The organism is Caballeronia sp. Sq4a (assembly GCF_023170545.1).
In the GTDB taxonomy this organism is placed as follows: Bacteria; Pseudomonadota; Gammaproteobacteria; order Burkholderiales; family Burkholderiaceae; genus Caballeronia.
Genome location: NZ_CP084251.1, coordinates 649,792 through 673,218, shown reverse-complemented (window position 1 = coordinate 673,218; position 23,427 = coordinate 649,792). Strand labels below are relative to the sequence as shown.

At 66.0% G+C, this 23,427-nt stretch carries 24 protein-coding genes and 1 pseudogene; 15 read left to right on the top strand and 10 right to left on the bottom strand.

All coding sequences use genetic code 11. The features are described 5' to 3' along the window. Positions 1-258: 258 nt before the first annotated feature. Positions 259-1,443, bottom strand: a complete 1,185-nt coding sequence (gene hmpA, locus LDZ24_RS17040; RefSeq protein ID WP_248322424.1) for an NO-inducible flavohemoprotein — start codon at positions 1,441-1,443, stop codon at positions 259-261. Positions 1,444-1,562: 119 nt separating this feature from the next. Between hmpA and norR the strand changes: the two genes are divergently transcribed. The 10 genes from norR (at position 1,563) to LDZ24_RS16990 (ending at position 11,260) form a co-directional block, all read left to right on the top strand. Continuing rightward, on the top strand, positions 1,563-3,152 hold the full coding sequence (gene norR, locus LDZ24_RS17035) for a nitric oxide reductase transcriptional regulator NorR (RefSeq protein WP_248322423.1): 1,590 nt from the start codon (positions 1,563-1,565) through the stop codon (positions 3,150-3,152). Between the two features lie 452 nt (positions 3,153-3,604). Then, positions 3,605-4,216, top strand: coding sequence for a c-type cytochrome (locus tag LDZ24_RS17030; RefSeq protein ID WP_175942426.1), 612 nt, complete (start codon positions 3,605-3,607; stop codon positions 4,214-4,216). A gap of 11 nt (positions 4,217-4,227) precedes the next feature. Next, the gene (locus LDZ24_RS17025) at positions 4,228-5,496 is read left to right on the top strand and encodes a cytochrome c (RefSeq protein WP_371747425.1); all 1,269 of its coding nucleotides are present in this window, start codon (positions 4,228-4,230) and stop codon (positions 5,494-5,496) included. Between the two features lie 13 nt (positions 5,497-5,509). Continuing rightward, entirely contained in the window at positions 5,510-5,668 is a 159-nt protein-coding gene (locus LDZ24_RS17020) for a hypothetical protein (RefSeq protein WP_175941648.1), read from the top strand. 38 nt (positions 5,669-5,706) lie between these two features. Then, positions 5,707-6,273, top strand: a complete 567-nt coding sequence (locus tag LDZ24_RS17015) for a cytochrome C oxidase subunit II (protein WP_175941646.1) — start codon at positions 5,707-5,709, stop codon at positions 6,271-6,273. Beyond that, the gene (locus LDZ24_RS17010; RefSeq protein WP_248322422.1) at positions 6,263-7,888 is read left to right on the top strand and encodes a b(o/a)3-type cytochrome-c oxidase subunit 1; all 1,626 of its coding nucleotides are present in this window, start codon (positions 6,263-6,265) and stop codon (positions 7,886-7,888) included. The genes LDZ24_RS17015 and LDZ24_RS17010 overlap by 11 nt, the downstream gene beginning before the upstream one ends. Further along, complete coding sequence (locus tag LDZ24_RS17005) at positions 7,885-8,688, top strand: cytochrome c (protein WP_248322421.1); 804 nt, start codon at positions 7,885-7,887, stop codon at positions 8,686-8,688. The genes LDZ24_RS17010 and LDZ24_RS17005 overlap by 4 nt, the downstream gene beginning before the upstream one ends. A gap of 122 nt (positions 8,689-8,810) precedes the next feature. Then, entirely contained in the window at positions 8,811-9,872 is a 1,062-nt protein-coding gene (locus tag LDZ24_RS17000) for an NAD(P)/FAD-dependent oxidoreductase (protein WP_248322420.1), read from the top strand. A gap of 30 nt (positions 9,873-9,902) precedes the next feature. Further along, positions 9,903-10,616 carry an extensin family protein gene (locus LDZ24_RS16995; RefSeq protein WP_248322419.1) on the top strand — a complete coding sequence of 238 codons (714 nt, stop codon included), beginning with the start codon at positions 9,903-9,905 and terminating at the stop codon, positions 10,614-10,616. A gap of 113 nt (positions 10,617-10,729) precedes the next feature. Continuing rightward, complete coding sequence (locus LDZ24_RS16990) at positions 10,730-11,260, top strand: hypothetical protein (protein WP_248322418.1); 531 nt, start codon at positions 10,730-10,732, stop codon at positions 11,258-11,260. Between the two features lie 24 nt (positions 11,261-11,284). Here the strand turns inward: LDZ24_RS16990 and LDZ24_RS16985 are convergent, their stop codons facing one another. Next, positions 11,285-11,629: a hypothetical protein gene (locus tag LDZ24_RS16985; protein WP_248322417.1), complete on the bottom strand. Its 345-nt coding sequence runs from the start codon at positions 11,627-11,629 to the stop codon at positions 11,285-11,287. Between the two features lie 186 nt (positions 11,630-11,815). Between LDZ24_RS16985 and LDZ24_RS16980 the strand changes: the two genes are divergently transcribed. From LDZ24_RS16980 to LDZ24_RS16970, 3 genes are all read left to right on the top strand, one after another. Further along, positions 11,816-12,463: an OmpW family protein gene (locus LDZ24_RS16980; protein WP_248322416.1), complete on the top strand. Its 648-nt coding sequence runs from the start codon at positions 11,816-11,818 to the stop codon at positions 12,461-12,463. 184 nt (positions 12,464-12,647) lie between these two features. After that, positions 12,648-13,226, top strand: a complete 579-nt coding sequence (locus LDZ24_RS16975) for a hypothetical protein (RefSeq protein ID WP_248322415.1) — start codon at positions 12,648-12,650, stop codon at positions 13,224-13,226. 65 nt (positions 13,227-13,291) lie between these two features. Further along, positions 13,292-13,693 carry a GFA family protein gene (locus tag LDZ24_RS16970; RefSeq protein WP_248322414.1) on the top strand — a complete coding sequence of 134 codons (402 nt, stop codon included), beginning with the start codon at positions 13,292-13,294 and terminating at the stop codon, positions 13,691-13,693. 481 nt (positions 13,694-14,174) lie between these two features. Here the strand turns inward: LDZ24_RS16970 and LDZ24_RS16965 are convergent, their stop codons facing one another. After that, positions 14,175-15,185, bottom strand: coding sequence for a zinc-binding alcohol dehydrogenase family protein (locus LDZ24_RS16965; protein ID WP_206468337.1), 1,011 nt, complete (start codon positions 15,183-15,185; stop codon positions 14,175-14,177). A gap of 180 nt (positions 15,186-15,365) precedes the next feature. On the opposite strand from LDZ24_RS16965, the pseudogene LDZ24_RS16960 reads away from it, so the two are divergent. Beyond that, positions 15,366-16,214, top strand: a pseudogene (locus LDZ24_RS16960) (NAD-dependent protein deacetylase); the annotation flags it as partial. A gap of 713 nt (positions 16,215-16,927) precedes the next feature. Here LDZ24_RS16960 and LDZ24_RS16955 read toward each other — a convergent pair. Then, complete coding sequence (locus LDZ24_RS16955) at positions 16,928-18,190, bottom strand: aminotransferase class V-fold PLP-dependent enzyme (protein WP_248322412.1); 1,263 nt, start codon at positions 18,188-18,190, stop codon at positions 16,928-16,930. Beyond that, the gene (locus LDZ24_RS16950) at positions 18,187-18,381 is read right to left on the bottom strand and encodes a hypothetical protein (protein WP_248322411.1); all 195 of its coding nucleotides are present in this window, start codon (positions 18,379-18,381) and stop codon (positions 18,187-18,189) included. Before LDZ24_RS16950 ends, LDZ24_RS16955 begins: the two co-directional genes overlap by 4 nt. Positions 18,382-18,418: 37 nt before the next feature. On the opposite strand from LDZ24_RS16950, the gene LDZ24_RS16945 reads away from it, so the two are divergent. Beyond that, positions 18,419-20,098, top strand: a complete 1,680-nt coding sequence (locus tag LDZ24_RS16945) for a methyl-accepting chemotaxis protein (protein WP_248322410.1) — start codon at positions 18,419-18,421, stop codon at positions 20,096-20,098. A 24-nt stretch (positions 20,099-20,122) separates the two neighbouring features. Here the strand turns inward: LDZ24_RS16945 and LDZ24_RS16940 are convergent, their stop codons facing one another. The 5 genes from LDZ24_RS16940 to LDZ24_RS16920 all read right to left on the bottom strand — a co-directional run bounded on the left by LDZ24_RS16940 (position 20,123) and on the right by LDZ24_RS16920 (position 23,399). After that, positions 20,123-21,106, bottom strand: a complete 984-nt coding sequence (locus LDZ24_RS16940) for an MDR family oxidoreductase (protein WP_248322409.1) — start codon at positions 21,104-21,106, stop codon at positions 20,123-20,125. Positions 21,107-21,172: 66 nt separating this feature from the next. Next, on the bottom strand, positions 21,173-21,610 hold the full coding sequence (locus LDZ24_RS16935; RefSeq protein ID WP_248322408.1) for a PRC-barrel domain-containing protein: 438 nt from the start codon (positions 21,608-21,610) through the stop codon (positions 21,173-21,175). 129 nt (positions 21,611-21,739) lie between these two features. Continuing rightward, positions 21,740-21,955 (bottom strand): DUF2945 domain-containing protein, encoded by a 216-nt coding sequence (locus LDZ24_RS16930; protein ID WP_159833678.1) that lies wholly within the window; start codon positions 21,953-21,955, stop codon positions 21,740-21,742. 58 nt (positions 21,956-22,013) lie between these two features. Next, complete coding sequence (locus tag LDZ24_RS16925; RefSeq protein WP_248322407.1) at positions 22,014-22,436, bottom strand: DUF1810 domain-containing protein; 423 nt, start codon at positions 22,434-22,436, stop codon at positions 22,014-22,016. A 24-nt stretch (positions 22,437-22,460) separates the two neighbouring features. After that, positions 22,461-23,399: an aldo/keto reductase gene (locus tag LDZ24_RS16920; protein ID WP_248322406.1), complete on the bottom strand. Its 939-nt coding sequence runs from the start codon at positions 23,397-23,399 to the stop codon at positions 22,461-22,463. Positions 23,400-23,427: the final 28 nt, after the last annotated feature.

Sequence of the window (23,427 nt, the reverse complement as noted above, 5' to 3'; positions counted from 1 at the left end):
GATCGGGAGGATTGTTATCACGCGGCAACAGGCGAGGAATAGTGCGTTTGTCTGAAAGTTGGGGCGATGGCGGCCGGCGCGTCGCAAAGATGCGTCCAGCAGCATGCTGCACGTCGAGAGCGCTTTGATCGCGAGGACACGCCGCGCATGCGCCACATGCGGCGCGCCCGATGATCGCGTCTCCGAAACAGAAGTGGGTAAGAAAAACGAACCCGCCGTTGCCCAGCGCGGGTCCGTCTTCTCGACCCAAATCAACGCTCAATCGAGCGCCGCAGCCGGCCCGAAGAACTCATAGCGGCTCTGCGCTTCCGGCACGCCGAGCGCCTTCAGATGCTTCTTCACCGCCTTCATGAACGACATCGGCCCGAGAAAGTAAGCATCGACGTCGCGGTTCGCAGGCAGCCACTGCTCGAGCAGCGTTTCGTTCACGAAGCCGACGCCGTGCGGCTCGCTGTCGCCGGCGCGCCGATTCTCATAGCAATAGAAGCGTTTGAGTTGCGGGTAACGAGCGGCCAGTTCGTCGATCGTCTCGCGGAACGCGTGCGCCCCGCCGTGCCGCGCCGCGTGGATGAAATGGATCTGGCGCTTAGTCGTGGCGAGCGCGGCGTGGAGCATCGCGAGCGTCGGCGTAATGCCCACGCCGCCGCTGATCAGGACGAGCGGCTTGTCGCCATGTTCGAGCCTGAAGTCACCGGCGGGCGGATACAGGTCGAGCGTGTCGCGTTCGTGAATGCGGTCGTGCAGGAAGCTCGACACCTTGCCCTCCTTCTCGCGCTTGACGCTGATGCGATATTCGCGACCGTTGGGCGCCGCCGACAGCGAGTAGTTGCGACGCAGTTCCTCGCCGTCGATGAACACACGTAGCCCGATGTACTGCCCCGGATGAAAATCGAGGAGACTGCCGCCGTCCTCGGGCACGAGATAGAACGACGTGATCTCGTCACTTTCCGCGACCTTGCGCGCGACGACGAAGCGCCGCGTGCCGCGCCATCCGCCCGGCGCGTGTTCGCGCTCGCTGTAGATCCCTTCCTCCAGGCCGATGAGCAGATCGGCTAGCTGACCGTAAGCAGCGGCCCACGCCTCAATGACGGCGTCGGTGGCGATGTCCGCGCCGAGCACTTCGCGAATCGACCGGAGCAGGCAGCTTCCGACGATCGGATAATGCTCCGGCTGAATATTGAGCGCGACGTGCTTATTGATGATCTGCCCGACGAGTCCGCCGAGCTTGTCGAGCTCGTCGATATGCCGCGCGTACATCAACACGCCGTTGGCGAGCGCGCGTTGCTGGGCGCCGCTTGCCTGATGCGCCTGATTGAACATCGGGCGCACTTCGGGGTGTTCGTTCAGCATGGTGGCGTAGAAGTGGCGCGTGAGCGCTTCGCCGCCGCTTTCCAGAAGCGGCACGGTCGCTTTGATGATGGCTCGATGTTCTGCTGACAGCATGGTGTAGTCCTCGTGACAAGGGCGGAGCCGAAAAGCTCCGCGAGCGGTTTGTGCCATCACCTTATACAGCTTCTATGCCAGTGTAGAATTACCGCTGATTCAACGACTTGCGGGGAAAGATGGTCACTTCGACTCTAGTCCAAAAGACTGCCGATGTAGTCGCAATGACTTCACGCGTCGTCCTGGATGCCCTTGTTCCGCTAATCGAAGACCTGTCGCAGGACATCCCGGAGAGCGAGCGCTATCGCCGGCTGCTGAGCACGCTGCGCGCGCTTTTCCCGAGCGACGCCGCTGCGCTGTTGCGGCTCGATGGCGAAACGCTGGTGCCGCTCGCCATCGACGGGCTATCGAGCGATACGCTCGGCCGGCGCTTCCTCGTGCGAGACCATCCGCGATTCGCGCGCATTCTGGCGCGCCCCGAGCCGACGCGCTTTCCCGCGCATTCGAGTCTCCCCGACCCGTACGACGGCCTCGTCAAGCACGCGGGCGCACACTTAGAAGTGCACGACTGCCTCGGCAGCCCGCTTTTCATCGGCGGACGTCCGTGGGGCGTGCTGACGCTCGATGCGCTCGATCCCGCGCGTTTCGACGGCATCGACATGGCTTCGCTCCAGGCCTTTCTGAGTCTGACGGCGGCGACCGTGAGCGTCGCCGAGCGCATCGACCGACTGGCGCGCACGAGCGAGGCGGAACGCCAGCGCGCCGAGGTGTATCGGCAGGCGAGCGGCCCGCGCCGCCGCGAGATGATCGGCAGCAGCGCGCCGCAGAAGCATTTGCTGGAAGAGATCGGGATCGTGGCGTCGAGCGACCTGACCGTGCTGATTACCGGCGAAACGGGCGTCGGCAAGGAACTCGTCGCCTCCGAGATTCACGCGCGTTCGCCCCGCGCGGACAAACCGCTCGTGAGCCTCAACTGCGCGGCGCTGCCGGATACGCTCGTCGAAAGCGAACTCTTCGGACATGTGCGCGGGGCGTTCTCGGGCGCGTCGTCGGACCGGCGCGGCAAGTTCGAACTGGCGGACGGCGGCACGCTCTTCCTCGATGAAGTCGGCGAACTGCCGCTTGCCGTGCAGGCCAAGCTGCTGCGCGTGTTGCAGAACGGCCAGTTGCAGCGCATCGGCTCGGACAGCGAGCATCGCGTGGATGTGCGGCTGATCGCTGCAACGAACCGCGATCTGGCCGAAGAAGTGCGCGGCGGACGCTTTCGCGCGGACCTGTATCACCGCCTGTCGGTGTATCCGCTCGTCGTGCCGCCGCTGCGCGCGCGTGGTCGCGACATCTTGCTGCTCGCTGGCTACTTTCTGGAGGAGAACCGGTCGCGGCTCGGCCTGTCGGGCCTGCGACTTTCCGCCGATGCGCAGGCCGCGCTGCTTGCCTACCGTTGGCCGGGCAACGTGCGCGAACTGGAGCACCTCATCGGGCGAAGCGCGTTGAAGGCGCTCGCGGGGCATCGCGAACGGCCGCGCATCCTGACGCTCTCCGCTGCGGACTTCGGCATCGGCGATACGGCGAGCGTCGCGCCGCCCGCACCGCTCGCATCGGATGCGCCCGCCGCTGTCGGCTTGCGCGAAGCGGTCACGGCATACGAGCGCACGCTGGTTCTCGATGCGCTCGCGCGCAATCAGCAGAACTGGGCATCGACGGCGCGCGAGTTGGGCATCGACCGGGCGAACCTGAACCGGCTCGCACGACGCCTCGGGCTCAAATAAAGAGTGCGAATCTCGAAAACAAATCGCCCTCTCCGCAGAGCCAATCCATAAGCACCACAGAGACCGTCAACCGCTTGGTTGAGCATCTCGAAATAATGCGCGCCTTTGATCAAACGCAAAGTTTTGCGTTGTCTTGTCACGCGCAGCGATCGCATGTATTGAGACAATCTGAGGGCTGGAGAAAACGAAGCGCGTCTCCTACCATCTGAAGAGCCAAGCACAGCCCGCCACCGGCAAGACCTTCAGCTTTGAAGAACAGCGTCGCCGTCTATCGCATGCAACCCGTTGCATGCGACCGGCCGCGCGTCCAAACGAAAACGGCAACCTGAAACGGGGGATACGTGGGAAACGTGGCTCAGCGCAGCGCCTTGTTGCTGATTTCGGCGCTCTTCACGTTTTGCGGCTTCGACGCATGCGCCGCGGACGCGCCTCTCGAACGCGCGCCCGACACCATGCAGGCGCGCGTCATGGGTTGCGCCGCGTGCCACGGCGCGCACGGCGAGGGCACGGACAACGATTACTTCCCGCGCCTTTCCGGCAAGCCCGCCGGTTATCTGTACAACCAATTGCTCGCGTTTCGCGACGGCCGGCGCAAGTATCCGCCGATGAACTACCTGCTTGCGTACTTGCCCGACGCGTATCTGAAACAGATCGCCGATTATTTCGCCGCCGAGCGCCCGCCGTTCCCGCCGCCGTCCGCCGTCACCGTCGATGCAAAGACGCTCGATCTCGGCAAGACGCTCGTCATGAAGGGCGATGCGTCGGGCAAGGTCCCGGCGTGCGTCAGTTGTCACGGTGCGTCGATGACCGGCATGGAGCCGGCGATCCCCGGGCTGCTCGGCCTGCATGCCGACTACATCAGCGCGCAACTCGGCGCATGGCGTTACGGCACGCGTTCGACCGTCGCGCCGGACTGTATGCGGCAGGTCGCCCAGCTTCTGAGCGAGCGGGACATCACCGCTATCTCCGCCTATCTGGCTTCGCTGCCCGCGCCGGCGAATCCGACGCCCGTCGCCGCCGGCTCGCTGAAGATGCCGCTCGCGTGCGGCAGCGTCCAACACTAGAGAGGGCCGACGTGCTTCGTTTCAGACAACTTGGGGCGCTTGCCGTAGCGGTCTTCTTCGCGGCGTGCGCCGTGCCGGCCGGCAACGCGCTCGCGCAGGCGAAGACCGCCGATGCCGACACGGTCAAGCGCGGCGAGTATCTGGCGCGCGCGGGCGATTGCATCGCGTGTCACACGCTGCCGGCGGGCAAGACCTTCGGCGGCGGCCGTCCGATGGACACGCCGTTCGGCACGCTCTACACGCCGAATATCTCGTCGGACAAGGAGACGGGCCTGGGTTCCTGGACCGCCGACGAGTTCTACAACATGATGCACACGGGCCGCTCGCGCGACGGCTCGCTGCTCTATCCGGCCATGCCTTTCGCGTCGTACACAAAAGTCACGCGCGCCGATTCGGATGCCATCTACGCATTCCTGATGTCCACGCCGCCCGTGCATCAGCCGAACCGTCAGCATGAATTGCGTTTCCCGTTCAACCGGCGCGAACTGCTGATCGGCTGGCGGTCGCTATTTTTCAAGCAAGGCGAGTATCAGCCCGATCTGAAGCAGTCCGTCGAATGGAATCGCGGCGCGTATCTGGTCGAAGGTCTCGGGCATTGCTCGATGTGCCATACCGCGATCAACGCGCTCGGCGGCAACGTGAGTTCCAAGGCGTTCGAGGGCGGCCTCATTCCGATTCAGAACTGGTACGCGCCGTCGCTCACGTCGAACAAGGAAGCAGGTCTCGGCAACTGGAGCATGGACGACATCGTCGGCATGCTGCACGCGGGCGTCTCGGATCGCGGCGCGGTGTACGGCCCGATGGCCGAGGTCGTCTACGACAGCCTGCAATATCTGAACGAAGACGACGTGCGCGCGATGGCCGTCTATCTCAAGGCGCTGCCCGCGCGCACCGGCGACAAGTCGGAGCCGCCGACGCAGGCCGTGGTCGAGCAGCGCACGAGTCTCTCGCCGCTCGGCAAGAAGATCTACGACGCGGAATGCGCTGTCTGTCACGCCGCGGAAGGTCAGGGAAAGCCGCCGCATTTTCCGCCGCTCGCGAACAACCAGTCGATCGTGATGAGCTCCGCGGTCAACCCCATTCGCATGGTGCTCAACGGCGGCTATCCGCCCGGCACGTTCAAGAATCCGAAGCCCTATGGCATGCCGCCGTTCGCGCAGTCGCTGTCGGACGTGGAGGTAGCGGCGGTGGTCACGTATATCCGCACGACGTGGGGCAATAACGGCACGCCGGTCTCCGTGAAGGAAGTCAACGAACTGCGCTCGGCACCCCTTTACTAGTCTCGACACGACCATGAACGACGATCCGAACGAAGACGCCAGACTCGACGAAATCGTGCGCAGCGGGCCGGGCGGGGCGCTCGCGCTCGCGGGCATCGCGACGGCCATTGTCATCGGCATCTGGTTTGTCTTTTACTTCGCCGTGTTCCTGCCTCGCGGCGTGATCCAGTGACTCATTGGTCCACTCATTGATCGATACAGCAGCGATATATGGCCATCCATCCAGGTTCACATGAAGTCGCGGAGCGCGTCGAGAAACGCTGGGCGATGCTCGTGCTCGCCATCGTCGCCGTGCTGGTCGCGATGGTGGTCTACACCGGCCTGCACTGGGCGATGATGCCGCCCTCGCGCGTCGAGACTGTGCGGCCGGAGACGCTGCACGTGTCGGGCGAATTCGTCGAAAGCAATCTGGGCACGGCGCCCGAGGCCGACGGCTCGGTGACGGTGCGCGTCGTCGCGCAGCAGTACTCGTTCACGCCGCAATGCCTGCTCGTGCCGGCAGGCGTGCCGGTCACGTTCCGCGCGACGAGTTCGGATGTCGTGCATGGCTTTCTGATCACGAAGACCAATATCAACTCGATGCTGGAGCCGGGCTATGTCTCGACCTTCAAGACCACGTTCGACGAACCCGGCGACCATCTGATGCCGTGCCACGAGTTCTGCGGCGTCGGGCATCACGGCATGTGGGCGCATGTGAAGGTGATCGATCGCGCCGAATTCATGCAGATGGCCGACAAGCTGCCGGCCCATTCGCGGAGACTGTCCTGTGTTAAATAGCAAGCGCCTTATCCTCGCGCACTTCTGGCTCGCGTTCGCGGCCTTCGGCGTCGCGCTGTTGCTCGGCGCCTGGCAGATGTTCGCGCGCAGTCCGCTCTTCATCGGACTGCAAAATCCCGAGATCTATTACCGGTCCGTGACGGCGCACGGCTCCGCGATGGGCTACGTGTTCCCGACGCTCATCGCGATGGGCTTCGGCTACGCGGTGAGCGAGCTCGCGCTCAAGCGCGCGCTCGTGGGCGCGCGCTGGGCATGGCTCGGCTTCTGGCTGGTCGCCGTCGGCTCCGTCATGGCGATGATCCCGGTCGCGATGGGCCTGGCCTCCGTGCTCTACACTTTCTATCCGCCGATGATCGGCAACGCGTTCTACTATCTCGGCGTGGTGCTGGTGGTGGTCGGATCGTGGATCTGGGTCGCGCTGATGTCGGTGAACCTGCACGCGTGGAAGCGCGACAACCCCGGCAAGACCGTGCCGCTGCCGATGTTCGCCACCGTCGCGGGCGCGTATCTGTGGGGCTGGACGGCAGTCGGCGCGGCCATCGAAGTGCTGTTCATGATCCTGCCGGTGGCGATCGGCTGGAAGAGCACCATCGACGCGGGTCTCGCCCGCGTGTTCTTCTCGTGGACGCTGCACGCCATCGTCTACTTCTGGCTGATGCCCGCGTACATCGCGTATTACACGATCATCCCGCGCGCCATCGGCGGGCGTCTGTATAGCGACGCGATGGCGCGTATCTCGTTCATCCTGTTCCTCGTGGTGTCGATGCCGATCGGCATTCACCATTTGTTCGCCGATCCGCAAGTGGGCTCGGGCTTCAAGTTCATGCATTCGGTGTTCACCGCGCTCGTCGCCGTGCCGACGCTTCTGACCGTGTTCACCATCTGCGCGTCGGTGGAGATCGCGGCGCGACTGCGCGGCGGCCGCGGCGCGCTCGGCTGGATTCGCGCGCTGCCGTGGGACAACCCGATGATGCTCGCCGTCGCGTTTTCGTTCGTGATGCTCGGCTTCGGCGGGGCGGGCGGCATCATCAACATGAGCTATCAACTGGATTCGACCGTCCATAACACGCAATGGGTCACGGGCCATTTCCATCTGATTTTCGCGGGCGCGATCGTCATCATGTACTTCGCGATCGCTTATGACCTGTGGCCGCATCTCACCGGCCGCGCGCTGCGTGACGTAAAGCTCATGCGCTGGCAGTTGTGGCTGTGGTTCATCGGCATGATCGTGCTGACGTTCCCGTGGCATTACGTCGGCGTGCTCGGCATGCCGCGACGCATGGCGTTCTACGATTACAGCGATCCGCAGATCGCGGCGCAGGCGGCCTCCGTCGTGACATCGACCATCGGCGGGTTCATTCTGGTCGTGTCCGCCATTCTGTTCTTTGTCGTGCTGATACGGGCGCACGGCGCGCCGCGCGTGAGTGTCGAAGAGTTCCGCTTTAGCCGCGCGGTGCACGAGCCGCGCACCGTTCCGGTCGCGCTGAACAGCTTCGGGCTGTGGATCGCGCTGATGATCGGCCTCACGCTCGTCAACTACGGCTATCCGATTGCGCAGCTCGTGGCGCGCTCCGATACGTCGGTGCCGGCCGTTCCGATCGGAGCGCAGCGATGAGCGACGAACGTCTCTTCACCTTGCGCAACCGCTGGTTCGCGACGAGCGTTTTCGCCACGGTCGGCGTCGCGGTGGTATCGGCGCTGATCGGCTTCGTGTGGCTGCCGTCCGCGCAGCGCGACGCCTCGTTCACCGGCGTGTGGAACGCCATCTGCAGCGCGGCGGGCGTGCCGCGCGTGTGGCACAGCGGCGACACGACCGTCCAGCCGACAAGCAGGCTGTCCGCCGTCGAAGTCACGCCGCAACTGCTCGCGCACGCGAGCGCGAACTCCATCGGGCGCGGCGCGACACTCGCCTTGCGCTGCACGATGTGTCACGGCGAACGCGGCATGAGCCAGGCGAATTCGCCGAATCTCGCGGGGCAGTATGCGTCGGTCATCTACAAGCAGTTGGTGGACTTTCAGACCGGCGCGCGCACCAATGCCGTGATGTCGCCGATGGCCGTGAACCTGAGCGATCAGGACATGCGCGATCTCGCCGCCTACTATGCGAGCCTGCCGAGGCCGCCCGCGCAGCGCAAGGTCAGCGATTCGCTCGCGCCGGGCATCGTCTCCCACGGCGCGCCGATGCGCAACGTCGCGCCGTGCGCCGCGTGTCACGGCGGTATCGACAACAAGGCGGGCAGTCCGTGGATCGACGGCTTGCCGGCGGCGTACACGAAGGCGCAACTGATCGCGTTCGCGAAAGGCACGCGCACCAACGACATCAACGAAGTCATGCGCAACGTCGCGCGCAACATGACGCCGGAAGAGATCGATGCCGCGTCCGCGTACTACGCGCGCGAGTTGAACAAGCAGTAGGCGGCCGCGCGGAATCGCCGCCCTGGGCGCAGGGGCTTCGTTGCCGCGCCCGGATGCTTTCTGTATCGTGGACCGTTGAATGCTGGCAACGCAGGACAGCCGGCACAACGGAAGACGACTACATGAACGCATCGAGCAGCACCATTCAGACGGATGTATTGATCATCGGCGCCGGGCCCGTGGGCCTGTTCGCCGCGTTCGAGGCGGGCGTCCTCGGGCTGTCGTGTCATATCGTGGATGCGCTGGGGCGCATCGGCGGCCAATGCATCGAGCTGTATCCCGACAAGCCGATCTACGACATCCCCGCCATTCCCTCGTGCACCGCGCGAGATCTGGTCGACCGGCTCCTCACGCAGATCCGCCCGTTCGACGTGCCGATTCATCTGGACCAGCGCGTGCAGTCCGTCGAACAGCGCGACGATCACCGCTGGACGGTGCGCACGGAACAAGGCATGACTTTCGATGTCGCCGCCATCTTGATCGCGGCGGGCAACGGCGCGTTCGTCCCGCAGCGTTTGCAATTGCCGGAAGCGGCGGCGCTCGAAGGGCGCGACGTGCTCTACAGCGTCGCGCGTATCGCGGATTTTCAGGACCGCGAGGTCGTGATCGCGGGCGGCGGCGATTCGGCGCTGGATTGGGCGAACGCGCTCGCGGGCGTCGCGCGCAAGCTGACGCTCGTGCATCGGCGCAACGGCTTTTCGGCGGCAGCGGCCTCCGTCGCGGCGATGAAGGCGAAGGTCGAGGCGGGCGAGATGAGCTTCGTCGTCGGCATGATCGATTCGCTCGACGCGCCCGATGGCGCGCTGCGCGGCGTGCGCATCAAGCACGTGGAAGGCGCGACGGATATCGCGGCGGACAAGCTCATCGTGCTGTATGGACTCGTCGCGGATCTCGGGCCGATCGCCGGCTGGAATCTCGATGTGCGCGGCGGCCGCATCGAAGTCGATACGTCGAACTACGAATCGTCGCGGCCGGGCATTTTCGCGGTCGGCGATATCGCGAACTATCCGAACAAGCAAAAGCTCATTCTCTCTGGCTTCCACGAAGCGTCGCTCGCGTTGCGCAAGGCTTATTCGTACGCGTATCCGGACAAGAAGCGCACGCATATCCATTCGAGCTACGACGCGAAGCTCGCCGAGCGCGTGCAGGCCAGCGCAACGGACGCCGCGCATCCCGCGGGCTGACGGCAAGCGCGCCGGAATGCGGAGAGCAGGGTGATCGGGCGAATCATCCGCTGGCTGTTGCTGCTCGCGTTCGTCGCGGCGCTGGTGCTGGCGTACGGCGTGTACACGCGACGCATCGCCGTGCCGGAACGCTACGATCCGTTCGCGCCGCTCGACGTGCGCGCGCCGCCCGGCCCGCTGACCGATTTCAAGCTCTGGCGCACGACCCACGACCCGCAACTCTGCGATGCCGCGCTCACGCAATCGGGCCTTCAATATCGGCCGATCGCGGACACGTCCGGGCCGGGCGGCTGCGAACTGAAGGACGTCGTGCGCGTCACGCAATCGGACGACGTGCGCTTCAGCGCGCCGTTTCTCGCGACGTGTCCGCTCGCGCTCGGCATCGCGTTCTTCGAGCATCAGTATGTTCAGCCCGCCGCCATCGACGTCTTCGGCGAGCGCGTGACGCGCATCGAGCATGTCGGCAGCTACGCGTGCCGCAACGTGAATCATCAGAAGGACGCGGGGCTGAGTCAGCATGCGAGCGCGAACGCCATCGACCTGACCGGCTTCGTGCTCGCAAACGGTCGGCGCATCACGCTCGCGCGCTGGGACGACGACGCAGCGTCGCCGGACGCGGTGTTTCTCCGCCGCATTCACGACGGCGCGTGCCGTTCGTTCGACACCACGCTCGGGCCCGACTACAACGCGTTGCACAAGACGCACTTTCACGTCGACATGGGCCCGTATCGCATCTGCCGCTAATGCACGCGCGAGTCGGAATCCAACGTGAGGTTCGCTAGAATCGGGATGAACGCGGCGTGCGTCATGCGATGCGCGCCGTCCGCATTTCATCTCCTACCGAAAGGAAAGCGCGCATGACGAACCAAGCGGCCCCGATACAGGAACCCTATGAACGACGCGCCTTGCTGCTGCATCTCGGCGATGTGCTGGAGACCGTGTTTTGCCTGAGCCAATGCGCCGACGAGTACGCGAGCATCGGCGACGCGGTGCGCGGCAACGACGCGCTCGCGGGCTTCACGCTGCTCGGTTTCGTCGATGCGCGCATGTCGCCGCGCGAGTTCATCCGGCGCGCATCGGGCGCGTTCTTCGTGTGGCCGAAGGCGCTGCTCGACGAATCGCTGAATCGTCCGATGCTCGCGAACACCGTGAAGCACGATCTCTTCGAGGACAACCCGACCGGCTGGCGCGCGTATGTGGAGGAGAGGCGCGCCGAAGTGCCGTGGTTCGGCGAGGACTTGCCCGAGATCGCCGAAAGCGCGGCGCCCGCGCATGCAGCCCGCGAGGACGCGCCGAAGCAAAAGAGCGAGGACGCGCCGAAGCAGAAAAACGAGACGCAAAAGCCGTCTCGCTATCTCACGTGGCCCTGGCCGAACAAGACGACGTGAGCGCGGCTCGCGTCCTTCGCACGATCAGGGCTTCTTGCCCATGCTGCCCGCGTCCGTATCGAAGCCGAGGCCGTTCGGGCGCTTCGGCGGCGGCGCTTTTCCCGCCGACGTCTTGCCCGGCTGCGTTCTCAGCACGCCGCTCGCGTGCTCAGCCGCGACGGCCGGCGGCGTGACGTTCTGTTCCTGAAACGCGGGCGTGCTGTCGTTGTCCAGCCGGCTCGGTTTCGTCTGGTTCGGCTGCGTGGTCTGCTGACCGCTCGGATGGCCTTCCGGCCTCGACGTCGGATTCTGCGCGTTCGCCGCCAGTGCGAACGTGGCACCCGCCAGCATCGCCGCCAGTCGTGCCGCTGCTCCAAAAGTGGGTCTCATCTCGTTCTCCCAATGTTCTGTCCTTTGCTTCTGTAAAAGCAAGCGACGGACCCGGCCGGCGTTTTCCTTGTCGATGCGCAAGGTGTCGCGTCGCCGGAGAAGCACGCGCCGGAATCCGTTGTCCGCTGTCAAAGAGGCGCGCGCAGGCCGCCGGGACAATCGGGCTTTCAACCGGGAAAGCGAAAGATGAGAACGAAACTTCGGGCGATGCTGCTGGCAAGCGCAGCGATATTTGCGGGGACGGCACATGCGAGCGATTCACCACCGGCCAGCGATGCAGCGATGACCGGCATTCACGCGGGCGACGTGCTCGTGCGCTTGCGGGCGATCAGCATTCAGCCGCAGGTGTCGGCGGGCGGAACGCTCGGCTCGCTGGGCGTCGATGTGAACAACGCGATCGTGCCGGAGCTCGACTTCACGTACATGATCCGCGACCAAATCGGCGTCGAGCTGATTCTCGCGACGTCGCGGCATCAGGTGACATCGAACATCGGCGGACTGGGCGGCGTGGGCGTGTTGCCGCCGACCGTTCTGCTGCAATATCACTTCAATCATCAGGGCCATGTGCGGCCGTACGTCGGCGCGGGACTGAACTACACGTACTTCTACAACGACAAGCTAAAGGCCGGCGATACGCCCGTGTCCATCAAGCGCAGCAGCTTCGGCCCGGCGTTGCAGGCGGGCGTGGATGTCGACGTCGCGAAGAACGTCTTCGTCAACGCGGACGTGAAGAAGATCTGGATGCGCACGAGCGCGTCGGCGGGCGGGGCGGATCTGGGCTCGCTCAAGATCGATCCGTGGGTGCTCGGCGTGGGCGTCGGCATGAAGTTCTGACGCGGCGGCGGGGCGCGCCGTGTGCGGATTTTGGCGGAAGATGCCGGTGCTTCTGGCGTGGCGCGGTGCGTGAGCGCGGTATCCTTGACAGCAGGCCCGGCGCAGACTCGCGGCCATACGCGCGAGCGACGCGGTGGCGAGCGAACTGCAACGACTAAAAACACCGCATCGGGGAACGCAGTCAATGAAACCTTCACATCTCGCGGGAATCGCCTTGCTCGTCGGCTCTTGCGCCGCTCTCGCGCAGCAGCCGATGACCTTGCCCGGCCGCAGCCAGAGCGCGGGACAACAGGCCGTGGACAACGCCGCCTGCTATGCGTACGCCAATCAGACGACGAAGGTCAACATGGCGCGCGAGTCGCAGGCCGCGCCGAAACAGAGCACAGCCGACACGCGCACCATAAGCCCTCCGCGTGCCGTCGAACCGCCGCTGCCGCCGACCGCATCGGGCGCGCTCGCGGCATCGGCTGCGTCGCCGGCTTCGGGGACATCGGCCGCGGTGGCGGCGTCGGGGGCATCGGCGGCGGTCGCCGCGGGCGCATCGGCGCCGCGCGGCGCGTCGGCGGCAATGGCGGCGTCCGGCACCGCAGGCACGGGCATGGCAGGCATGCCGGCGATGCCGGGCATGGCGAGCGGCGCATCGGATGCGCTCTATAGCGGCGACATGAAGATGCCGCCGCTTCCGCCGCCCGAGCCGCCGATGGTTCGCTACTGGCGCGCGTACAGCGAGTGCATGCAAAACCGCGGATACTTCGTGCGATGAGCGCCTGAGCGCGCTCGGGCTTCGTCGCGCGGATGCGGCGAAGCAGGCAACGCCGGGAGCGATGTATGAGCCGCCATTTCATTCACGAAGGACATTGCGCGTGTGGCGCGGTTCGGGTGCGCGTGTTCGCGGAGCCGAACGAGGTCAATCTGTGTCACTGCATCACGTGCCGCCGCATCCACGGCGCGCCGTTCGGCGTGTACGCGATTTTCGCGCGCGACGCGGTGGAGGTGTCCGGCGATACCATCGCGTGGCAAAGCTCCGCGACGGGCCGCCGCCATCACTGTCCGACGTGCGGTTCGCCGGTCTATCTCGCGTTCGATGGCGTGCTGGAGATCGAAGTGCCGACCGGCATCTTCGATGAAATCGGGCTGTATCCGCCCGAGTATGAGATCTGGCGCGATACCGCCGAGCCGTGGCACGACGCTCAAGGCAGGGCGCGTTACGTGCGCAGCCGGCCTCATTAGCAGCTGGGCAGTCCGCGAGCGGGTTGGCGTCGTCCGTTTCAGCGCAAACGGCGCGGCCTCAGTAGCGGGCCACACTTCAGGATCGATGCGACGACGGCCGCCTTGAGATTCAGCGGCAACGAAGATGCGCGGACACGAACGCCAAGGCCGCCCGCGATAGCATCTCAGCGGTCCACAATCGAGCTGACGCCGTCCGCTTCCGCACGAGCGGCGCGACCGATGCGACGACGCCCGCATTGGGATTCAGGGCAACGAACACTGCGCGGGCACGACCGCCAAGCCGGACGCGATAGCGGCTCGGCGGCCCACAATCGAGTGGACGCCGTCCGCTTCCGCACAAGCGGCGCGGCCTCAGTAGCGGAACGACACTTCACAATCGATGCGACGACGCCCGCCTCGAGATCCAGCAACAACGAGAACTGCGCCGACGCGGACGATCAGGGCCAGCCGCGCTACCCGCGCAGCCGCCCAGATCAGCGCCTCAACACTCCACAATCGCCTTCACGACGCCCGCCTTCGGGTCCAGCAACGAAGAAAACTGCGCGGGCACATCGTTGAGCGCCATGCGATGCGTGTTGAGCGCATCCGTCGGCACGTCGCCGCGGCGCATCGCGGCGAGCACCGTTTCGAAGTCCTCGGGCGTCGCATTGCGGCTCGCGAGCAGCGTCGCCTCGCGCTTGTGGAACTCGGGATCGGCGAAGGAGATGCGGTCCGGCACGATCGACACGAGCACGTACTTGCCGCCATGCGCGATGAACTCGAAGCCGCGCTCCATCGCGCGCGAATTGCCGGTCGCGTCGAACACCACGTCGAAGAACTCGCCGTTCGTCAGTTGCGACAACTCCTCCTTGTCGCGCTCGCCGATCTGCACGGTGGCGTTCACCTTGAGTTCGCGCTTGCAGAACGCGAGGCGGTCTTCGCGCGTATCCAGCGCGGTGACGTTCGCGCCGCGCAGCCGCGAGAATGTGATCGCCGCCATGCCGATCGGTCCCGTGCCGACCACCAGCACGCGCTGGCCCGGCTGCACGTCGGCGCGGCGCACGGCATGCGCGCCGATCGCGAGGAATTCGACCATCGCCGCCTGATCGAGCGTGACGCCTTCGGCCTTATGGACGAATTGCGCGGGCAGATTCAGGTATTCCGTGAACGCGCCGTCGCGATGCACGCCGAGCACCTGAATGTTGACGCAGCAGTTGGTCTTGCCCTGACGGCACGCAATGCACTTGCCGCACGACAGATACGGCATCACATAGACCGTATCGCCCGCTTTGAGGCCGCTCGCGGCGTCGGCTTCCTCGATCACGCCGGACAACTCGTGGCCCATCACGCGTGGATACGACAGATACGGCTGGTTCCCGGTGAAGATGTGCAGGTCCGTGCCGCACACGCCGACGCGCTTCACGCGCAGCAGCACTTCGTTCTCGGCGCGCTGCGGCTTCGCGCGTTCTTCGGCCTTGAGGGTGCCGGGGGTTTCGCAGATGACGGTCAGCATCGTGTCTCTCGTTCGAATAAGGTGGGGCAGCGCATCAATCTATCGGCGCGCCGCCGTTTGGTCAAGCCAATTCCAGAATCGACGAAGTGGTAAGGCCGGTGCATCGGTAGGCATTAAGCCTTATATTTTCAAGATACCGCACCGGCAACTACCGCGCGTTTTTTTGCGCACCAAGGACAGCACGTGCTTTCACTTCATGACTTTGTCGAGCGGCATCCGCGGCTCTTCGTACTTTCCGGCGCGGGCATCAGCACCGAGTCCGGCATTCCCTGTTATCGCGATCGCGAAGGCCAGCGTACCGGCCGCGCGCCGATTCTCCTCAAAGACTTTCTCGGCTCCGATTACGCGCGGCGGCGCTATTGGGCGCGCAGCCTGATCGGCTGGCCGGTGGTGGCGAGCGCGCGGCCCAACGCGGCGCATCACGCGGTGCGGGCGCTGGCGGCCCGCTCGCGCGTGCATCGGCTGGTGACGCAGAACGTCGATGGACTGCACACGCGCGCCGGAAACCCGGACGTGATCGAACTGCACGGGAACATCGGCCGCGTGCGCTGCATGGACTGCGGCGCGCGGCACGAGCGGGCGGAGGTGCAACGCCTGCTCGAAGCGGCGAATCCCGACTTCGTGGGCTACACGGCGCCTGCGGTGCCGGACGGCGACGCGCTGATCGAAGACCTGGACTTCGGCGCCTTCGACGTGCCCGGCTGCACGCGTTGCGGCGGGCTGCTCAAACCGGACGTGGTCTTCTTCGGCGAAGGCGTGCCGCGCGAGATCGTGCAGGACGCGGCAAGCGCGCTCGACGGCGCGGACGCGATGCTCGTGATCGGCTCGTCGCTGATGGTCTATTCCGGCTACCGCTTCTGCGAGTGGGCCGCGAAAAGCGGCAAGCCGATCGCGGCCATCAACATCGGCAAGACGCGCGCCGATGCGCTGCTCGCGCTGAAGGTGGAAGCACCGTGCTCGGAGGCGCTGGGCGAACTGATCGCGCGGCTCGACGCGCGATCGGCAGGCAGCGAGGCCGCGCCCGCCTAGCTTCTTATTCGGCAACACCCCGAGCACCTGGGCCTGCCGCTCGGCATCCGACCTCCGCTATAACAGCGCGGGCCGCGTTGCGATGAAGATGTCGAACCTTCGCTGACCGCGCGAAGGTCCAAGCACCGTGCTCCGAGGCGCTGGGCGAACTGATCGCGCGTCTCGACGCGCGATCGGCAGGCAGCGAGGCCGCGCCCGCTTAGCTTGCCTAGCTTCTTGCCTCGCGCGACAACACCCTGCGCCTGGGCGTGCTGCTCGGCATCCGACCTCCGCTAGAACAGCGCGGGCCGCGTTGCGGTAAAGATGTCGAATCTTCGCTGCCCGCGCGAAGGTTGAAGCACCGTGCTCCGAGGCGCTGGGCGAACTGATTGCGCGGCTCGACGCGCGATCAGCAGGCAGCGAAGCGGTGCCCGCCTAGCTTGCCTCGCGCGCTGACGGGGAAGCGCCAAGTTCAGAGCGGCTGGGCATGTTGATCGCGCGGGTCGACGCGAGGCCCGTGGATGGCGAAGCCGCGCCCGCCTAGCTCGCTTGGTTCGACAACACGCCAAGCGTCTTGGCGAGCCGCTCGGCATCGGACATCCGCGAGAACAACGCGGGCGTCGCGCGGGCCGGGGTCACTGTGGAGATGTAGAACCTTCGTCGCGCGCGCTGAAGGCCTACGCGACCTCATTGCGCGGCTCGATGCACCATCCCAATCAGCGAACCGCGCCCGCCTAGTACGCCTCGCGCGACAACACGCCAAGCGCCTCGGCCAACCGCTTTGCATCCGACATCCGCGAGAACAGCGCGGGCGTCACGCGCACCACGTCTCCCGCGTCGGGACCCGGCCGCGTCACGGTGAAGATGCCGAAGCGTTCGCGTAGCGCATCGCACGTCGCGCGGGCGCTCTGGCCGTCGAGCCGGAAAGCGGTGATGCCGACCGCCATCGACGGATCGTCCGGCGTCAGAATGCGCACGCCCGGCAGCGCGCGCGCCGGCTTTACCCACGCATCGCGCAGCGCCCGCAGACGCGCTTCCTTCGCACGTGCGCCGATGCGCGCGTGCAAGTCCAGCGCCGCCGGCACCGTGAGCCACGCGGCGAAATTCGGCGAGCCGGTATGCACGCGCGAGCGGATGTCGTCGGCGGGCCAGGCGCGGTCGCCCAGATACGGATCGATGTTGTCGAGATGTCCACCGCGAATGTAGATCGCGCCGCAGCCGAGCGGCGCGCCGATCCACTTGTGCAGATTCAGCGCGGCGAATGGCACATCGAGCGCGGGCACGTCGAAATCGAGCGCGCCCCAGGAATGCGCGGCATCGGCGATCACGTCCGCGCCTGCTTCTTTCGCCAGCGCCGACAGTTCCGCGACCGGCATCACGAGGCCGGTGGCGAAGCAGACGTGCGAAACCAGCACGAGCCGCGTTCGCGGATGCTGGCGCAGCGCTTCAGCGTAAGTGTCGATGACCGCGCGGCGGAAATCCTCGCCCGCGCGCGGTTCGGGAATCGTGATCCGCACCGGAGTCACGCCGCGCCGCTCGCGCAGCCATTCCATCGCGTCCTTGCCGCACGGGTAGTCGAGATCGCTGTACAGCACGGTGTCGCCCGGCGACAGGCGGTTATAGCCGCTGATGAGCGCGAGCAGCGCCTCGGTCGCGTTGCGCGTCAGTTCGATTTCGTCGATGCCGCAGCCCATCGCCGCCGCGACGCGGTCGCGCAAGCCGTCGTGGATCGCGCCCCAGTGCGGGCGCACGAGCGTCGTCGTTTCGTAATTCAGGCGGTCGATCCAGTGATGGAACACCGACTTCACCGGCTCGGCCATCGCGCCCCAGTAGCCGTTCTCCAGATTGACGACGGCATCCGTCTGCCGATACAGCGCGCGCACGGCGTCCCAGTAGGTCTCGTCGGTGGAGACGTCGGCGGACGATGCAGGCGTGGGCGGCAGCGCGCGCAACGCGGCGTCGAATTCGGGCGTGCGGATATCGAGCGGATCGGTCATGAGGAAATCGGGCGGGGAAAGGCGTCAGTATCGCCCATCGCGCGACCGGCGTTCCATGGACAGCGCGTCGACGATTCGCCGGTCCAGCCCTTCAGACCTGCGCTCGCCGCGCCGTAATAAAAATGAACGCACGATGCGACGTCAGCAAACGTTCGCGCGTGCTTTTTCACGCCGAAGAGCGTGAGCGCCATGCACACAACGAATTTCCGGACCTGAGAGAGCCCAAGCGTGAATCTCCGCAACATCACCATCAAAAACAAACTGATCGCCGGCTTCGGATTGCTCGCCGTGCTGCTCGTGCTGGTCGCGGGCATGTCGCTGCGGGCGCTGTCCACGGCGACCGACGGCTTCGCGCATTACGTGCACGGCATCAACGCGCGCGCCGACGTGGCCGCGCAGGTCCGCGCCGCCGTCGACCGCCGCGCCATCGCAGCGCGCAACTTGGTGCTGGTCACGAAGCCCGCCGATGTCGAACTGGAGAAAGCCGACGTCGAGCGCGCGCACGCGGACGTCGAGGCGCGCCTCAAGCAGTTGCAGGACATGATCGCCTCCGCAAGCGACGCGAGCGACAAGGCGCGCAGTCTCGTCGCCGAAATGACGCGCGTCGAGGCGCTGTACGGGCCGGTTGCGACCGCCATCGAAGCGCTCGCGCTCGCAGGTCGTCACGACGAGGCCGTGTTGAAACTCGACGAGGATTGCCGCCCGCTGCTCGCGCGCCTCGTGAAGGCGACCGAAGACTACGCGGCCTACACGAAGGTGCGCCGCGACGACATGGTGCGTCAATTCGAGGCGAACTATCAGGCGCAGCGCGACTTTCTGTTCGCGCTCTGCGTGTTCGGCGGACTGTTCGCCGTGATCGCGGGCATCGCGGTCACGCGTTCCATCACCGCGCCGATTGCCGAAGCGGTCGGAATCGCGCAGACCGTGGCGCGCGGCGATCTGCGCAGCCGGATCGTCGCCGAGACGAAGGACGAAACCGGCGATCTGCTGCGCGCGCTCGCCGACATGAACGCGCGCCTGACGGAAACGGTCAGCTTGGTGCGCGAAAGCGGCGGTGCCGTCGGCAGCGCGGCGAAGGAACTCGCGGTGGGCAATACCGACCTGAGCCAGCGCACCGAAGAACAGGCGGCGTCGCTACAGGAGACGGCAGCCAGCATGGAGCAGCTCACGTCGACGGTCCGTCAGAACGCGGACAACGCGCAGCAGGCGAGCTCGCTGGCATCGAATGCGTCGGAAGTCGCGCGCAAGGGCAACGATGTCGTCGGCCGCGTCGTGTCGACGATGCAGGGCATCAGCGACAGCTCGGCGCGGATCGCGGAGATCACCGGAATGATCGAGGGCATCGCGTTTCAGACGAACATTCTGGCGCTCAACGCGGCGGTCGAGGCGGCGCGCGCGGGCGAACAGGGACGCGGCTTCGCGGTCGTCGCAACCGAAGTACGCAGCCTCGCGCAGCGGTCCGCGACGGCGGCGAAGGAGATCAAGGAACTGATCGCGGAGTCGGTCGACAAGGTGCGCGACGGCTCGGCGCTCGCCGGTGAAGCTGGCTCGACGATGAGCGAAGTCACGCAGGCGGTCGCGCGCGTGACCGACATCATGGAGGACATCGCGGCGGCGTCCGTGGAGCAGGGACGCGGCATCGAGCAGATCAATCAGGCCATCACGCAGATGGACGAAGTGACGCAGCAGAACGCGTCGCTCGTGGAGGAAGCGGCGGCCGCGTCGCAGGCGCTTGAAGAACAGGGGCGCAAGCTGAACGAAGTGATGGCGTTCTTCAGCGTCGAAGCGGGCGGTCCGGCTGTCGCGGCGCCGGCGCCGGTCGTCGCGCGCAAGGCAACGCGGCCCGCGCCGGTGCGTAAGGAAGTGGCAACCGCTGACGCTGATGCGAGCGGATGGAGCACGTTCTGAGGGCGCCAACCGCCCCCGCCGCGCTCACGCGTTCACATCCACGATCACGCGCCCTTTGATCTCGCCGCGCAGCAGGCTCGCCGCGCTTTCCGGCGCATCGGCGAGCGAAATGGCGCTCGCGACGCGCTCGATGGTCTCGACGGGCACGTCCGCAGCAATCGCGTTCCACGCCGCGATGCGCCGTTCGCGCGGCACGTAGACGCTATCGACGCCGAGCAGCGCGACGCCGCGCAGAATGAACGGCGCGACCGTCGCCGGAAAATCCATGCCCTGAGCGAGCCCGCACGCGGCGACCGCGCCGCCGTATCGCAAGCTCGCGCAGACGTTGGCGAGCGTGTGGCTGCCGACGCAATCCACCGCCGCCGCGAACCGCTCCTTCTGCAGCGGCTTGCCCGGCGCGGACAACGTCTGTCTGTCGACGATATCCGCCGCGCCGAGTTCGCGAAGCCGCGCCGCTTCCTCGGGCCGGCCCGTCGATGCCAAGACGCGATAGCCGCGCTTGGCGAGAATCGCCACCGCGAAGCTGCCGACGCCGCCGTTCGCGCCGGTCACGAGCACGTCGCCATCGCCGGGCGCGACGCCGTGCTGCTCCAAAGCCTGCACGCAGAGCATCGCCGTATAGCCGGCCGTGCCGACGGCCATCGCCTGACGCGTCGTGATGCCCGCAGCGAGCGGAATCAGATGCCCGGCCGGCACGCGCGCCTTCTGCGCGAGACCGCCCCAATGCGTTTCGCCCGCGCCCCAGCCGTTCATCACGACGAGGTCGCCCGGCTCGTAATCGGCGTGCGTGCTCTCCTCGACGACGCCCGCGAAGTCGATGCCGGGCACCATCGGAAAGGTGCGCACGACCGGTCCCTTGCCCGTGATCGCGAGCGCGTCCTTGTAATTGAGTGTCGAATATTCGATGCGCACGAGCACGTCGCCCTGCGGCAAACGCGACTCGTCGATTGACTGAATGGACGCAACCGTGCGGTCGTCCTGTTTGTCGAGCAGCAGCGCGTTGAACATAGGAGTTCCGTCGAACGTAAGAGGGATGCAGCGGCGGCCGCGCCGCTGCGTCATTCAATCACCAGGTCAGTGATGTTCGGCGTCGGCGCGCGGCGCCGGCGTGGACTTCACCTTCGAGTACTGAAATTCGGGCAGCGCCTTGATGGCGTCCTTGGTCGCGCCCGGCAGCACGAGCTTGCCGTTCTTCACGTCGAACTGCTCGATGGGAATCGCCACGTCGTGGTGCGACACGCCGAGGAACTGATTGGCCGCGATGATCGCGAACGAGACCGAATGGTCGGGCGCGATGATGATGTCGTGGATCACGCCGACGCGCGCGCCTTCGTCATTGACGACAGGCTTGTTCAGGATCGACTTCTTGACGCTCCATCCGTCGATGATCGCGGTCGAGACCTGGACGGACACGCCGAGCGGCTGCGCGCCCGCGACCTGCGCGAACGAAGAGGTGGAAGCGAGGCCGATGGCCGACGAAGCGAAGAGCGATGCCACGAGTTTCAAGTTCATATCGATTCCTCAAAAGATTTGGCAAGACGGTTCTGCGAAAAGGCGCAATGGACGGCGCGGTAGCAGTTTGACCGTTTCCCGGGGCTTTTGCATGAACCGCGTCGCCGCTCTTTTTCTTTCTTCCGCCACTCAGTGCGATATGTGCTTGAGCGCGTTGCCTTTATGGACCGCGCGCTTGCCGCTCTTGTCGCTTTCGACTTCGTAGTGGGGATCGTCTTTCGACGCGTTGACCGTGTGACCGTCGAGCGTGGTGCGCTCGGAAATGACGCGCACCACGCGGCCCGTGGTTTCGCCCTGCGGCGTATTCCAGCTTACGTGGTCGTGGACTTTCAGCGATCGGCTCATGTCGGGCTCCGTTGAAGTAGACATGCGCATGTTGCAACGGCCATGCCCGTCGCCCGAATCAGCGCAGGCGCATGAGCGTCGCTTCGTCCGGCTGGCCGTCGAAATGGCGGCGCAGCGTTTCGTCGAAGACCGGCTCGTCGGGCGCGGCGCGCGCGAAGAGCGTCATCGACGAATGGAATTTCATGTGGTCCGGATAGCCGAAAATGTCCTCGACGCTGCGCCCCTCGACGCCATTGACGATGCGCGTCAGTTCGACGAGCCGCGCGCCCAGCACCGGATGCGCGAGATACGCCTGCGCCTCGGCAAGCGACTGAATCGCGTAACGCTGCGCCATCGGGCTGTGCCCGAGCCCGGCGATCTGCGGAAACACGAACCACATCCAGTGCGTGCGTTTGCGGCCGGCCGACAACTCGGCGCGCGCTTCATCGATGATGCTTTCCTGCGCACTCACGAAGCGTTGCAGGTTGAACGGATCGCCCATCGATTGTCTTTCTCCCGTTGAACGTCACGCGACGGCTTCCTGGATTCGCCGTCTCAGCGCCGCATCCGGATAGACGCCGATGCCCGCGTGAACGTTGTCGATCATGTACTCGCGGCGGCCCGTGCCCGGAATGACGCACGTGACCGCCGGATTGCCCAGCACGAACTTGAGCAGAAGCTGTGCCCAGCTCGCGCAGCCGAGTTCCGCCGCGAAAGGCGGCAGCGGCTTGCCGCGCAGCTCGGCCAGCAGCGACCCGCCGCCGAACGGCTGATTGACGATCACCGCGACGCCACGGTCCGCCGCGAGCGGCAGCAGGCGCGCTTCGGCGTCGCGGTCGTTGGCGGCGTAGTTGATCTGCACGAAGTCGACGCGCTCGGCGCGCAACACGGCCTCAACCTGCGGGAACGCGCTCGAAGTGTAGTGCGTGATGCCGATATAGCGCACGCGTCCGGCGGCTTTCCAGTCGCGCAGGGTGGCAAGCTGCGTGCGCCAGTCGAGGAGATTGTGGATCTGCATCAGATCGATGCGGGGCGCGGCGAGGCGCTGCATCGACTGCTCCATTTGCGCAATGCCTTCCTCGCGGCCTTCGGTCCAGACCTTGGTCGCGATGAACGCCTTGTCGCGCGCGTGCAGTTCGGTGACGAGCGCGCCGGCGACGGCTTCGGAGCTGCCGTACATCGGCGAGGAATCGATGACCGAGCCGCCCGCCGCGAACAGCACGCGCAGCACGTCGGCGAGTTCGCGGCGGCGAGCGGCGTCGTTGCCGACATCGAACGTGCGCCAGGTGCCGCATCCGACGACCGGCAATGCCTCGCCGGTCGAGGGAATCGGGCGCTTGTGCATCGGCTCGATGGCCGCGTCCGCGGCGAATGCGCCAGCGCCGGGCAGGGCGAGCGCGGCGGCCGCGGTCGCGCGCAGGAAGTCGCGCCGGCCGGGCGAGCACCGCGTGTTGACAGGCTTCATGACTCCGACTCCCGCTTTCGTTGTGCAG

Bases quoted from the DNA above. Each gene is read 5' to 3' on its own strand.
- hmpA (WP_248322424.1), bottom strand. From the start codon at position 1,443: ATGCTGTCAGCAGAACATCGAGCCATCATCAAAGCGACCGTGCCGCTT.
- norR (WP_248322423.1), top strand. From the start codon at position 1,563: ATGGTCACTTCGACTCTAGTCCAAAAGACTGCCGATGTAGTCGCAATG.
- LDZ24_RS17030 (WP_175942426.1), top strand. From the start codon at position 3,605: ATGCAGGCGCGCGTCATGGGTTGCGCCGCGTGCCACGGCGCGCACGGC.
- LDZ24_RS17020 (WP_175941648.1), top strand. From the start codon at position 5,510: ATGAACGACGATCCGAACGAAGACGCCAGACTCGACGAAATCGTGCGC.
- LDZ24_RS17015 (WP_175941646.1), top strand. From the start codon at position 5,707: ATGGCCATCCATCCAGGTTCACATGAAGTCGCGGAGCGCGTCGAGAAA.
- LDZ24_RS17005 (WP_248322421.1), top strand. From the start codon at position 7,885: ATGAGCGACGAACGTCTCTTCACCTTGCGCAACCGCTGGTTCGCGACG.
- LDZ24_RS17000 (WP_248322420.1), top strand. From the start codon at position 8,811: ATGAACGCATCGAGCAGCACCATTCAGACGGATGTATTGATCATCGGC.
- LDZ24_RS16990 (WP_248322418.1), top strand. From the start codon at position 10,730: ATGACGAACCAAGCGGCCCCGATACAGGAACCCTATGAACGACGCGCC.
- LDZ24_RS16985 (WP_248322417.1), bottom strand. From the start codon at position 11,629: ATGAGACCCACTTTTGGAGCAGCGGCACGACTGGCGGCGATGCTGGCG.
- LDZ24_RS16980 (WP_248322416.1), top strand. From the start codon at position 11,816: ATGAGAACGAAACTTCGGGCGATGCTGCTGGCAAGCGCAGCGATATTT.
- LDZ24_RS16975 (WP_248322415.1), top strand. From the start codon at position 12,648: ATGAAACCTTCACATCTCGCGGGAATCGCCTTGCTCGTCGGCTCTTGC.
- LDZ24_RS16970 (WP_248322414.1), top strand. From the start codon at position 13,292: ATGAGCCGCCATTTCATTCACGAAGGACATTGCGCGTGTGGCGCGGTT.
- LDZ24_RS16965 (WP_206468337.1), bottom strand. From the start codon at position 15,185: ATGCTGACCGTCATCTGCGAAACCCCCGGCACCCTCAAGGCCGAAGAA.
- LDZ24_RS16955 (WP_248322412.1), bottom strand. From the start codon at position 18,190: ATGACCGATCCGCTCGATATCCGCACGCCCGAATTCGACGCCGCGTTG.
- LDZ24_RS16950 (WP_248322411.1), bottom strand. From the start codon at position 18,381: ATGGCGCTCACGCTCTTCGGCGTGAAAAAGCACGCGCGAACGTTTGCT.
- LDZ24_RS16940 (WP_248322409.1), bottom strand. From the start codon at position 21,106: ATGTTCAACGCGCTGCTGCTCGACAAACAGGACGACCGCACGGTTGCG.
- LDZ24_RS16935 (WP_248322408.1), bottom strand. From the start codon at position 21,610: ATGAACTTGAAACTCGTGGCATCGCTCTTCGCTTCGTCGGCCATCGGC.
- LDZ24_RS16930 (WP_159833678.1), bottom strand. From the start codon at position 21,955: ATGAGCCGATCGCTGAAAGTCCACGACCACGTAAGCTGGAATACGCCG.
- LDZ24_RS16925 (WP_248322407.1), bottom strand. From the start codon at position 22,436: ATGGGCGATCCGTTCAACCTGCAACGCTTCGTGAGTGCGCAGGAAAGC.
- LDZ24_RS16920 (WP_248322406.1), bottom strand. From the start codon at position 23,399: ATGAAGCCTGTCAACACGCGGTGCTCGCCCGGCCGGCGCGACTTCCTG.